The 12,387-nt window shown below is 70.9% G+C and carries 9 protein-coding genes; 5 read left to right on the top strand and 4 right to left on the bottom strand.

Annotation, left to right across the window (positions count from 1 at the left end; translation table 11 throughout):
- Positions 1–61 precede the first annotated feature (61 nt).
- Positions 62–1,252 carry an ROK family transcriptional regulator gene (locus tag ACSMFO_RS35705; RefSeq protein WP_436462024.1) on the top strand — a complete coding sequence of 397 codons (1,191 nt, stop codon included), beginning with the start codon at positions 62–64 and terminating at the stop codon, positions 1,250–1,252.
- A 145-nt stretch (positions 1,253–1,397) separates the two neighbouring features.
- On the opposite strand, the gene ACSMFO_RS35700 is transcribed toward ACSMFO_RS35705, so the two are convergent.
- Together ACSMFO_RS35700 and ACSMFO_RS35695 are read right to left on the bottom strand one after the other, a co-directional pair.
- Positions 1,398–4,664 carry a beta strand repeat-containing protein gene (locus ACSMFO_RS35700; RefSeq protein WP_436462023.1) on the bottom strand — a complete coding sequence of 1,089 codons (3,267 nt, stop codon included), beginning with the start codon at positions 4,662–4,664 and terminating at the stop codon, positions 1,398–1,400.
- 194 nt (positions 4,665–4,858) lie between these two features.
- Positions 4,859–5,866, bottom strand: coding sequence for a hypothetical protein (locus ACSMFO_RS35695; RefSeq protein ID WP_436462022.1), 1,008 nt, complete (start codon positions 5,864–5,866; stop codon positions 4,859–4,861).
- A 272-nt stretch (positions 5,867–6,138) separates the two neighbouring features.
- Between ACSMFO_RS35695 and ACSMFO_RS35690 the strand changes: the two genes are divergently transcribed.
- From ACSMFO_RS35690 to ACSMFO_RS35680, 3 genes are read left to right on the top strand one after another with little or no spacing between them, the layout of a single operon-like run.
- Complete coding sequence (locus ACSMFO_RS35690) at positions 6,139–7,335, top strand: AI-2E family transporter (protein ID WP_436462021.1); 1,197 nt, start codon at positions 6,139–6,141, stop codon at positions 7,333–7,335.
- On the top strand, positions 7,332–8,498 hold the full coding sequence (macS, locus tag ACSMFO_RS35685) for a MacS family sensor histidine kinase (protein WP_436462020.1): 1,167 nt from the start codon (positions 7,332–7,334) through the stop codon (positions 8,496–8,498). The genes ACSMFO_RS35690 and macS overlap by 4 nt, the downstream gene beginning before the upstream one ends.
- Positions 8,495–9,154, top strand: coding sequence for a response regulator (locus ACSMFO_RS35680; protein ID WP_073845912.1), 660 nt, complete (start codon positions 8,495–8,497; stop codon positions 9,152–9,154). The genes macS and ACSMFO_RS35680 overlap by 4 nt, the downstream gene beginning before the upstream one ends.
- Here the strand turns inward: ACSMFO_RS35680 and ACSMFO_RS35675 are convergent, their stop codons facing one another.
- Entirely contained in the window at positions 9,155–10,183 is a 1,029-nt protein-coding gene (locus ACSMFO_RS35675; protein ID WP_436462019.1) for a hypothetical protein, read from the bottom strand.
- A gap of 87 nt (positions 10,184–10,270) precedes the next feature.
- On the opposite strand from ACSMFO_RS35675, the gene ACSMFO_RS35670 reads away from it, so the two are divergent.
- Positions 10,271–10,936, top strand: a complete 666-nt coding sequence (locus tag ACSMFO_RS35670) for a DUF1707 SHOCT-like domain-containing protein (protein WP_360120922.1) — start codon at positions 10,271–10,273, stop codon at positions 10,934–10,936.
- Here the strand turns inward: ACSMFO_RS35670 and ACSMFO_RS35665 are convergent.
- Entirely contained in the window at positions 10,933–12,336 is a 1,404-nt protein-coding gene (locus ACSMFO_RS35665) for an MFS transporter (protein ID WP_436462018.1), read from the bottom strand. The genes ACSMFO_RS35670 and ACSMFO_RS35665 overlap by 4 nt on opposite strands.
- Between the last annotated feature and the right edge of the window lie 51 nt (positions 12,337–12,387).

The following is a 12,387-nucleotide window of genomic DNA, read 5'->3' as shown; positions in this document are numbered from 1 at the left end:
CGGCCGTCAGCGTAAACTATCAGGAAGGGAACCTGATAATTAATTCTGGGAGGATCTGCCGGTGAGTGTCATCCGGACGCCGTCCGCCTCCCCGAGCACGGCGCGCGCCATCAACGACCGCCTCGCCCTCGACCTGCTCCACCGCGAGGGTTCGCTGACGGCCGCCCAGCTCAAGACGTTGACCGGGCTTTCCCGGCCGACGGTGGCGGACCTCGTCGAGCGTCTGCAGGACGCGGGCCTGATCGAAATCGTCGGCGAGGCGGGCGCGGACCGCCGCGGCCCGAACGCGAAGCTGTACGGCATCGTCGCCGAACGCGCGTACCTCGCGGGGCTCGACGTCCGCACTCACGGCCTCGCCGTTTCGGTCGCGGACCTGCTGGGCCGGACCCGCGCGGAGGCGTCGCTGCCGTTCGACCTGGACGTCGACACCGACGAGGCCGTGGAGCGGGCGATCGCCCTGCTGAAGACCACGACCGCCGAGGCGGGCGCGACCGCGCTGCACACGATCGCCGTCGGTGCCCCCGGTCTGGTCGACCCGGCGACCGGCGGGCTGCGGCACGCCGGGGGATTGCCCGCGTGGCACGGGAAACTCGTCGACGAACTCCGGCGACGGCTGGCTGTCCCGGTGCTGCTGGAGAACGAGGTCAACCTCGCGGCCGCCGCCGAACAGCGGCTCGGCGCCGCCCGCGACCGGGACACGTTCGTCCTGCTGTGGCTGGGCTTCGGGGTCGGCGCGGCCGTCGTCCTCGACGGTTCGCTGCGGCGGGGCGCGTCGGGCGGCGCGGGGGAGATCGGGTTCCTGCCGATGCTGGGGCCCGGACGGCTCCCGACCGCGACCGACTGCGACGGCGGTTTCCATACGCTGGCGGGCAGCGCCGCGCTGTGCGAGCTGGCCCGCGAGCACGGCATCCCGGCGTCATCGGCCGACGACGCCGCCGCGGCCGAAGCGGCCGTCGGATACGCGATCGACTCGAACGCCGAGGACTTCCTCGAGATCGTCGCGGAGCGGATCGCGATCGGCGCCGCCGCGGTAACCGCGGTGCTCGACCCGGGCTGTCTCGTCCTCGGCGGGGAGATCGGGCGGGCAGGCGGCGACGCGCTGGCGGCACGGGTGAGCCGACGGCTCTCGGAGATCTCGCCGCTGCGGACCGAGGTGCGGCCGGGGACCGTCGGCGGCGGCGCGGTGCTGGAGGGCGCGGTGCTGACCGCGATGGGCGCCGCGCAGGACGCGCTCTTCACCCCGCGGGGCTGAAAACCGGCGATCTCGCGTGATCAGACGGACGACACGCGTGATTGGAGAGCGAACACGCGTGATCGGGGGCGGAACACAAAGCGGGCCCGGGAGTGTCTCCCGGGCCCGCTTCGGTTCATTCAGTGGCGCTAGCCGACTGGCAGGTTCACATGGTGTGGAACTTCTTGCCGGTCAGGGTGCCGATGAAACGCTGGAACATGCTCAGCGGCGACGAGTCGACGCCCGCCAGAGCCGGGACCTGCGCGGTCGGCATCGCCGGGGTGCCGTTCACCGCGGGCAGGGTGCCCGTGGTGGGCAGCTGCACCGGCAGCGCGCCGGCGGTGGGCAGCGCACCCGCGGTCGGCAGGGCGCCGGCCGTCGGGAGCTGCACCGGCAGGTTGCCGGCGGTGGGCAGGTTGCCCGCGGTCGGGAGCTGCACCGGCAGCTTGCCCGTGGTGGGCAGGCCGTTGGTCAGCGCCGGGAGGGTCGGCAGCTGCGCGACCTTGGGGGCGTCCGCACGAGCGGCGTCACCGGGCAGACCCGGGGTCTTCGGCAGGGCCGGGACACCGGGCAGGGCCGGGGTGCCGGGCAGCTCGGGCAGGTCCGACTTCGGCAGCTGCGTCGGGATGGCACCCAGCTGCTTCAGCGCGGTCAGGCCGGCCACCTGCACCGGGAGGGTCGCCACCTGGGGACCGTCGGCGCGGGCGCCACCGATCTCCGGGGTGGTCGGCAGGGCGCCGGCACCGTTCAGCGACGGCACCGAACCGAACGGCAGCGCGGGCAGCGCGTCGATCGGCATCTCCGAACCGACCGAGTCGGTGAAGGCGCGGGTGTACTCCTCCTCGTTGATCACGGTGGAGTCGGTCGAGTTCTCGTCCGCGATCGCCAGGATCGGGATTTCGAGCTCGTTCAGCGGGATCACGAAGACCAGCGGGTGGTGGAAGTTGAAGCCCGAGAGGGCCTCTCCGCTGCCGTCGGTGATGCTGTCGCCACCGGCCTGGCCGGTGATCATGCTGTCGGCTTCCGTCTCCGCGACGCCACCGGCGGCGGCGATCGCGTCGCCGAACACCTCGGGGTCGACCGCGGCCGGGATGTCGAGGATGTTGCCCGAGAGCGATCCGTCGAGACCGGAGGTCTCCACGTCCCCGCCCGAAAGGGCGTCGACGGTGTTGGCGCCGTTGGCGTCGGCCAGACCGGCGGCCGCGACCGCGTCGTGGGTGACCGGCACGATCGGCAGCGCCTGCGCGCCGATGATGTTGCCCGAAACCGCGCCCGCGTCACCGTTGGTGGTGGCGTCGCCGCCCGCCTCCGAAAGGACGTCGCTGACGCTCTCGCCCTCGGCGATGCCCGCACCGGCGATGCCGTGCCCGGTCACCGGGACAGCGCCACCGATCGGCGTCTGGACGATGTTGCCCGCCAGGGCGCCTTCTTCACCGTTCGCGGTGGCGTCGCCGCCCGCGTTCGAGTCGGTGAGGTTCGTGCCCTTGCCCGACGCGATCCCGCCGAGCACCGCGGCGAAGTTGTGCGCCTGGACCGGCAGGGAGACCGGGCCGTAGACCAGGTTGCCCGAGCCCGCGCCACCGTCACCGGTCGCGTGGACGTCGCCACCCGCGTTGGAGGTGGTGTCGCCGTCGGCGCCGCCGTGGCCCTGGCCGATGAACGCGCCACCGATCCCGAACGCCTGCACCGGCAGCGAAACCGGCACGGTGCCCAGGTTGGAGCTGAGGAAGCCGTTGTCGTCGGCGGTGTTCCCGCCGCCGCCACCGGAGACGACCTTGGTCTCTTCGGCCGAGGCGGTGCTCTGACCGATGAACGAGCCACCGACGCCGAAGACCTCGGCCGGAACGGCGGCCGGGACCTGGACGATGTTGCCCGAGCCGGACGAGTCGTTGCCCGTGGTGCCGTCGTACGCACCCGCGGTCACGGTCTTCGTCTCGGACGCCTCGGCGGTCGCCTGTCCGATGTGCGAGCCGGCGACGCCGAACACCTCGGGGGCCAGCGCGGCCTGGGTGTTGACGACGTTGCCCGCCAGGGTGGAGTCGTCACCCGTGGTGTGGGTGCCGTTGCCGGCGTTCGCGTCGACGGTGTTCTCGCACGAAGCGACGTTGGCGCTGCCGATGTAGGTGCCCGCGATGCAGGTCACCTCGACGGGAGCGGCCACGGCCGGGTCGACGATGTTGCCGCCACCGGCGGAGCCTTCGCCCTCGCTGCTGACGAACCCACCGGCGTCGACGGTGCTGGACTGGCTGGTCCCGCCTTCCGTGCCGGTGTTCGCGAGGCCGATCCAGCTGGCGGCCACGCCGCCGACGTTCGCGACGTCCGCGGTCTGCGGCACGATCGCGTTACCCGCGACGGCCGAGTCCTCGCCGGAGGTCTGCACGTAGCTGGGGACGTTGCTCCAGCCGGGCGTGGTGTCACCGGCGGTGGCGTCCGCCGACGAGCTGCTGTTGGAGTTCGCGAGCGAACCCCACGCGGCGGCCGCGTTGTCGTTCACCTTCACCGGGAGGGCGATCGGCACCGCGCCGACGTTGCCGCCGAGGGCGGAGTCGTCACCGTCGGTCTCGACCCAGCCGCCGGAGGTGGCGTCGGTCTCGGCCTCGTAGCCGGAGCTGTTGGCGTTGCCGATGATCCAGGAGGCGGCGTTGCCGGTGACCTGGACCGGGGTGGCGAACTGACCGGCCAGCACGTTGCCGGACAGGGCCGAGCCCTCGCCGTCGGTGGTGATGTTGCCGGTCTCGGTGGTGCTCTGGCTGGCCGAGCCGCCGACCACGCGGCCGGTGCCGCCGGCGAGCCCGCCGCCGTTGCCGGCGATCTGCACGGGCAGCGCCCAGTCGAGGGACACGACGTTCCCGGCGAGGCTGGAGTCCTCACCGGTGGTCTCGATGTCCTGGTTGTGCGCCCAGGTCTGGTCGTGCGTGCCACCCTCGACCTCGGCGTCGCCGATCACGCCGATGGCGTTGTCGACGATCTGGATCGGGACGACGACGTCACCGACGACCTTGTTGCCCTTGAGGATGTCGTCCGTGGTGGTGAACCCACCACCGGTCGGGCCGCCGGTGATCTGGCGGGCCGAGTCCTTCGCGGCCAGCGGCGCCGGGACCGCGGCGTTCTTGCCGGAAAGGCCGGGGAGCCCTCCACCGATGCCGTCGGTGCTGCCACCGGGCGACGAAGCCGAGTCCAGCGCGTCCGAGACGGGCTTGGTGACGGCCTTCGTGCTGATCTCACCCTTGTAGCCGGGGAGGTCGGCCTGGCCGAGGGGGGTGCCGACGGCGTTGTTGTCGATCTCGACCGGAACGGTGACGTTCGCGTCGAGCGGGGAGGCCGGGGTGTCGGGGTTGACCTGTTCGTCAGCCGAAGCGATGCCGGTACCCAGCATCAACAGCCCACCCGTGACCAACGCGGTCTGGAGTCCGCGCTTTGCCCAGGATTGCATGGGGTTGTTCTCCTTCATTTCGGGTTCCCTTTCGGGTCTGAGGAGGTGCCTTCGAAGCGGCACCAGAGGGGGGTGGAACTGGCTGCGGGCGCACAAAAGCGCACCGCCGTTTCGCGGGGATCAGGAGCGGACGCGAAGCCAAGCCCGGATTCGGGAGGCGTGAGGCGCGTCGGCTACCCCGCGGAGGGAGGTGTTCAGTCGGGAGTGACGCCGGGCTGCGAGCCCGGGGTGAGCGGCATGTACCGCGTGCCTGCCAGCGCGTAGCCGGTCAGGGAACGCTCGACGGCGGCGGCGACCCAGGCGGGAACGCCGTGGGTCAGGCCGTCGAGGTGACCACCGGGGGCGGAGCCGCCGGGGACAGTCGGGAAGGAAGGCGCGGCGGGAAGCGGCGCCGGAGTGATCGGACGCGGGAAGTCGCCACGGTGACCGTCACGCGCCGGAGCGTCCTCGACCTGATCGAAGGCATCGTGCGACTGCGCGAACGCCGGCATCGGGAGGACGGTCTCGGAGGAAACGGGGAACTGCGTCGTCGCCAGCTGCGCGAAGTCGGTGACCTGCTCGCCGGCGCCGATGGTGTCCAGCGGGGAGCCGGGGTTCACCGGGGATTCGCCGACCGGGAGTTCCGGGACGAGGTCGCCGTGCTTGTTCGGGTCCAGGAGATCCCAGACGTCGCGGCCGAAGTCGGGCGACGGGGCGAAGGTCTCGTCCAGCACCTGACGGGTGTCCTGCGGCTTGCGCACGATGTGCTCGACGGCGCCGAGGGTCCGCTTGACCGGGGTGACCACCGAGGTGTCCGCGAAGTCGGTGACCGCGTCGCTGACGCGGGTGGAGACCTCGTGCCGGTCGGCACGGAGGTCGCCACAGTGGCGCTTTGCGGGAGCGGATCCGTTCTCACCCGGCATCGACCACGTGGTGGCGTCCTGGTGGCCTTCGCCGCACATCGCTCCGGCGACATCGCCGGCGAACTTCGAGGCGCCACCGGAAACGTCGGTCAAGCCCGCCGCGGTGGCGTCGGCGACCGGGGTGACGCTGGCGTCCGGAGCGGAGACCACCGGGGCGATGTCCGCGGAAGCGGAAGCGCCGGAAACGGCCCACGCCGCGGCGGAACCGGCGACGGCACCACCGAGCACGAACAGCGCACGCGAAGCGAGACGGCCGAAGCGCACAGCGCCACGCCTCTCGTTCTTCGCCGCGTTCGTCACTCGGTCTCCTGTCGCTTCGATTCGTCGGTTGCGGGACCGAGGTAAGCAAAGTGCGGAAGGCATGCGCGAGTTTGAAAGGCCTTGATGGCACGATCGTGTGAAGAACACTCGGTGTAACCCGAAATCACGATCGGTGATCAAGGCTGGCGGAGCCCGGTTACTCCGGAGTCCATCCACCGACGATGTGTCAAGCGTCGCATCGGGCGAATTCGCCGCTCGCGCGTTGCCCGGAATGTTCAAGAAACGTCGCCTCGGACCGATACGGTGTCCGCGTGAGCGAGCCCCAGCGCAAGCAGCCGGAATTCGACCCGGCGAACCCGTTCCTTTCGGAATCCACCGAGGACGTCACCAACCTCGTGCCCCGCGGCCTGCGGATCGGCGCGGCGTTGTCGTGGCGGTTCATCGTGGTGATCGCCGCGCTCTACGTCATCGTGTTCCTCATCGGCTATCTGTCGGTGGTCGTGATCCCGTTGTCGATCGCGCTGCTGCTCGCCGCGCTGCTCGCGCCGGCGGTCTCCAAGCTGACGGCGCTGAGATTCCCGCGCGGGCTGGCGGCCGGGATAGTGCTGATCGCGGGCCTCGCGGTGCTCGGCGGGCTGCTGACGTTCGTCGTCGCGCAGTTCTCCTCCGGCCTGCCGGAGCTGCAGAAGCAGCTGACGGAGAGCCTCAACCAGATCAAGGTCTGGCTCATCGACGGGCCGCTGCACCTGCGCCAGGAGCAGATCCAGGAGTTCATCAACCAGGCGATCAGCTTCCTGCAGAACAACCAGGCCTCGATCACCACCACCGCGCTCACCACCGCGGGCACGGTCGGCGAGATCGTCACCGGGTTCATCCTGACGCTGTTCATCCTGATCTTCTTCCTCTCCGGCGGCGACCAGATCTGGACGTTCCTCGTGCGCGGCGTGCCGGGCCGCGTGCGGAACCGGGTCGACGTCGCGGGGCGGCGCGGCTTCGCGTCGCTGGTCAGCTACGTGCGCGCGACGGCGGCGGTGGCCGTGGTCGACGCGGTCGGTATCGGCGTCGGCCTGGCGATCGTCGGCGTGCCGCTGGTGATCCCGCTGGCGACGCTGGTGTTCCTCGGCGCCTTCATCCCGATCATCGGCGCGGTGATCGCGGGCGCGGTCGCGGTGCTGATCGCGCTGGTGACGAAGGGCGTCGTCGGCGCGCTGATCGTGCTGGCCATCGTCATCGGCGTCATGCAGCTGGAGAGCCACGTGCTGCAGCCGATCCTGCTCGGCCGCGCGGTGAAGCTGCACCCGCTCGCCGTGGTGCTCGCGATCACCGCCGGTCTCGTCGCCGCCGGGATCGCCGGCGCGCTGCTGTCGGTGCCGCTGCTCGCGGTGCTCAACGCCGGTATCCGCTCCCTGCTGCACGAACACGATCCCGATCCGGCCGAGATCGACGTCCTGCGGGATCAGGCGGCGCAGCCGAACGATCCCGGGGAAGAGTCCGAAGCCAAGTCATGACCGAGCCCCCGCTCTGGCGCGCCGTCTCGGCGCTCGGCACGCGGGACCCGGCCACTCCGCTGTGGCGCGGGGTGATCGTGCTTCGCGTGACGACGCTGCTCTTCGCGCTCGGCTCGTTCATCGTCCATTACGACGGCTACGCGAATAAGTGGCTCGCGTGGACGTCGTTCGGCGTGATGACGCTGTGGACGGTGCTGAGCAGCGTGTTCTACGCGCGGCCCTCGAGCCGCTGGCCGTGGCTGGTCGGTGTCGATCTCGCGCTGACCGTCGTCCTCATGTTCACCTCGGCGTGGATCCTGACCACCGCGCAGTTCGACGCCAACACCCCGCTCATCACCACGGTGTGGGCGGCGGTCCCGCCCGCGGCCGCCGGGACGCGGTTCGGCGCGCTCGGCGGGGTGCTCGCCGGGCTGGTGGTCTCGGTGGTCACCGGGCTGGTGCGCTGGCGGTTCGACGTCGACGTCGCGAGGGACGGCTTCCTGCTGACCGCGAGCGGGTTCGTCATCGGACTCGCCGCGACCATGGCGCGCCGGTCGGCCGACGCGCTGACCAGGGCGTTGCGCATGGAGGCCGCGACGGCCGAACGGGAGCGGCTCGCCCGCTCGATCCACGACAGCGTCCTCCAAGTGCTCGCGCGCGTGCGCAAACGCGGCGCCGAATTCGGCGGGGAGGCCGCCGAGCTGGCGAAACTTGCCGGTGAGCAGGAGATCGCGCTGCGGGCGCTGGTCACCACCGAGCCGACGCATCCGAGCGAGAACGGGACCACCGACCTCCGGTCCGCGCTGCAGCTGCTCGCGACGCCGTCCGTGCAGGTCTCGACGCCCGCGGGCGAGGTCCAGCTGCCCGAACACGTCACCACGGAGCTGGTGGCCGTGGCGCGCGAGGCGCTGTCGAACGTCGAGAAGCACGCGGGCGAAGAGGCTCACGCCTGGGTGCTGCTGGAGGATCTCGGCACCGAGGTCGTGGTGAGCGTCCGCGACGACGGGCCGGGAATCGCGCCCGGTGTCCTGGAACGCGCGGCGGCCGAGGGACATCTAGGTATCGCGGAGTCCATCAAGGGACGGGTGCGGGATCTGGGCGGGAGCGTCGCCCTGGACACCGCGCCCGGCCAGGGCACGGAATGGGAAGTCAAGGTTCCAGTGGCGGCGAGGGGGAAGCGATGACCGAAACGCCTCAGGTCTCGGTGATGGTGGTCGACGACCATCCGATGTGGCGGGACGGCGTCGCGCGCGACCTGGCCGAGCACGGATTCGACGTGAAGGCCACCGCGCCGGACGCGCCCGCCGCGGTGCGGATCGCGCGCACGGTCCGGCCGGACGTCGTGCTGATGGACCTCAACCTCGGCGAGACGTCGGGGGTCGACGCCACCCGCGAGATCACCGCGGAGCTGCCGTCGACGAAGGTGCTCGTGCTGTCCGCGAGCGGCGAGCACAGCGACGTCCTCGAGGCGGTCAAGGCCGGGGCGTCGGGCTACCTGGTGAAATCGGCCTCGGCGAGCGAGCTGGTGGACGCGGTCAAGCGGACCGCGGTGGGCGACCCGGTGTTCACCGCCGGGCTCGCCGGCCTCGTCCTCGGCGAGTACCGCCGCATGGCGGACGCGCCGGACGACGGGCCCGCGCCGCCGCGGCTGACCGAGCGCGAGACCGACGTCCTGCGCCTGGTCGCGAAGGGGATGACGGCGCGGCAGATCGCCGAGAAACTCGTGCTCTCGCATCGGACGGTGGAGAACCACGTCCAGTCGACGTTGCGCAAACTCCAGCTGCACAACCGCGTCGAACTGGCCAGGTACGCCATCGAGCACGGGTTGGACGAGGAATAGTCACCCCTGGCCGATCGTCACCACCGAACGATTCCGTTCGGCGGGCAACGCGGTCTTGACGACCGTCCACTGTGGCCGGTCGAGCCGCCAGCTCGCGACGACGTCCGTGGCGAGCACCAGGCTGTCGTCCTCGGTCCACTCGACCGCGACCCGTTTGAGCTCGGTCGCGATCGGGGTCGAGGGCGCGTGTGTCCAGGTCAGCGTGTCGAGGGCGAGCACCCAGACGTCGGCGGTCTGCGTGGCCGTCCCGGCCCAGGCCGGGTCACCGAACAGCACGGCGACCTTGTAGCCGTCGCGGCTCGGCACCGCGGCGCCCGGCGTGCCGTTGGCCACCGGCCGCTTCACCGGCGTGCGCTGGTTGTTCCGCAGATCGAGCACGGAGAACTCGGTCAGCTCGGCCAGCAGCATCCGGTCCTTGGTGATCGCGAGGACGCGAGGGAACTGGCGCACGGCGCGGCCGGTGGCGGGGTCGATCAGCACGTCCTCGGCGGTGGCCGTCCCGGTGTTCACCGTGATCAGCAGGCCCTGCGGCACCTCCTGGCGCACCGCCATCGTGCAGCTCGCCGGGCGTCCACGCCCACGCTCGACACCGAGCAGGGAGACGTATTGGAGGCGGCACAGGTCGTTGCCGTCGTCGCGGATCAGCCAGACGCCGCTCTCGTCGGCGGCGGGGGCGACACTGCGAGCCCTGCCGAGCTTCCACGGCTGGTTCTTGGGGTCGCCGTAGACGAGCACCTCGGACGGCTCCAGGCAAGACGGCCCGCAGCGGCCCGCCGACAACACGACCGGGAACTTGCCGACGCGGATGACGTCGTTGACCCGGTCACCGCCCGGAGCACCGGGCAGCGGCGTGGTGGCGCCGGTGGCGGGATCGAGCATCGACGGCGGTGAGGTCGCCATGACGAGCCGGAAACCGCTGTAGTCCACCGGTACGCCTTCGAGTTTCGACGGTGGCGGCGAGGTCGGCTCCGGGACGGCTTCCGGCGGATTTGCTTCGACAGTGCATCCGGCCAGCAGCAGGACGGCCACCAGCAGGGCGGCACAGGGGAGAAATGCGGGTCTGTTCAGGGTATTTCCCCGATCTCGCGCGTGAGAATCGGTTCTACCATTCCTGGCATGGGCGAGGAAGAGCAGCCGGCGACCGAAACCAAGCCGTTGACCGGACGGGACATCCGGGTCTCCGACGCGGAGCGCGAACACGTCGTCGAGGTCCTGCAGAAGGCGATCGGCCTCGGGATGCTGAACCTCGACGAGTTCACCGAACGGACCGACCGCGCCCTCGCCTCGAAGACCCGCGGTGAGCTGAACGCGGTGCTCACGGATCTGCCCGGCCTGGTGCATCCCGAGGCCGGAATGGTGCCCCGGCAGCAGCAGAACCCGTGGGCGCCGCCGCCGCAGCAGCACGCCTACGCGCAGGCGTCCGGGCAGGTCATGGAGCTCAACGGCAAGTACTCGGCGTTGCAGCGCAACGGGAACTGGCTCGTCCCCGAGTCGATGGTGATCCGGAACAAGTACGGCGCCACGAAACTGGACTTCTCCCAGGCCGAGATCCGGTACCCCGTGGTGCACATCGAACTGCAGGCCAAATGGGGGCCGGTGGAGATCACCATCCCCGAGGACGGCGCCGTCGACACGAACTCGATCACCGACATCAAATTCGGCAACCTCGACGACCGGACCCGCTCGAACGGCCGCCCCGGCACGCCCCGGTTCGTCATCACCGGGCGCGTGCACGGGGGGTCGCTGATCATCAAGTACCCGCGGCGGGGGTTCTTCGGCTAGATGTGGCGCAGGTGCCGGACCACGAAGAACGCGACCGCGGCCAGCACCAGCGCGGCCAGCGCGGACACCGCGTGCATCCCGCTGGCGAACGCGTCGTGCGCGGGGACGGCGTCGGCAAGCCGTGACCGGGTGACCGCGTTGCCCAGCGTCCCGACGGTCGCGATACCCAGCGCGTAGCCGAATTCGTTGCCGGTCTGCGAAAGCGAGGCCGCCGAACCGGCCTTCTCCGGCGGCACGGAGCCGACGACCAGATCCGTCCCCAGGGTGATCAGCGGGCCACCGCACAGGCAGGTGATGGCGAAGGCGATCGCCGGGACCACCGGACCGGCTCCGGGCTCGACCTGCGTCAGCAGCAGGAATCCCGCGATCGCGCCGGCCAGCCCGGTGGCGATCAAGGTCGCGGGGCGGATACGACGGGCGAGGATCGGTGCGGCCAGAAAGCTGACGGTCGACGCCAGCATCCCGGGCAGCAGCGCCAGCGCGGCGCCGACCGGGGACAGCTCCAGCACGATCTGGAAGAACTGCGCGACGAAGAGCATGGTCGTCCCGCCCAGCATCGAGAACGCGCACATCCCGCCCAGCGCCGTCGTGAACGCGCGGCCGCGGAACAACGTCAGGTCGATCAGCGGGTCCTGGAGGGTCCGCTGGCGCCGCACGAACACCACGCCGAAGCCGAGACCGATCAGGAGCGAAGCCACCGGGACCACGTGCACACCCTCGCGGGCCAGTTCCTTGATGCCGTAGACCGCGGGCAGGATCGTGACCAGGGAAAGCGCGACGCTCGCGAGGTCGATGCGGCCGGCGTTCTCGTTGCGGTACTCGGGCAGAAGCTTCGGGCCGACGACGAGCAGCAGGACCATCGCGGGGACGCCGAGCAGGAACACCGAACCCCACCAGAAGTGCTCCAGCAGCACGCCGCCGACCATCGGCCCGACGATCGCGCCGACGGTGAAGCAGCCTGCCCAGATGCCGATCGCGAGCGAACGCTGACGGCTGTCGGAGAACAGGTTGCTGATGAGGGCGAGCGTCGACGGCGCCAGCGTCGCACCGGCGATCCCGAGGATCGCGCGGGCGGCGATGAGCATCAGCGCGCTGGTCGAGAACGCGGCCAGCACGGAGGCCAGCCCGAACGCCGTTGCGCCGATGAGCAGCAGTTTCCGGCGGCCGATGCGGTCGCCGAGGGTGCCCATGGTGACCATGAACCCGGCGATCATGAAGCCGTAGACGTCCATGATCCACAGCTGCTGGGTGCTGTCGGCGCCGAGGCTCTGGCTGAGCTTCGGCAGCGCGAGGATCAGCACGAACACGTCGAGGGAGACCAGGAACGTGGGCAGGGCCAGTACGGCCAGCCCGACCCATTCCCGGCGTCCAGCCCGCGTCGGGGTCACGGTGGTCGTCATGGTCCGGTCCTTTCGTCGCTTCGGTGTCTTTCACCTAGGCGTCGAAGCGGC

The organism is Amycolatopsis sp. w19, from assembly GCF_051373225.1.
GTDB classification, from domain to species: domain Bacteria; phylum Actinomycetota; class Actinomycetes; order Mycobacteriales; family Pseudonocardiaceae; genus Amycolatopsis; species Amycolatopsis japonica.
The sequence above is the reverse complement of the archived record's forward strand: the minus strand, read 5'-3'. Positions and strand labels throughout refer to the sequence as shown.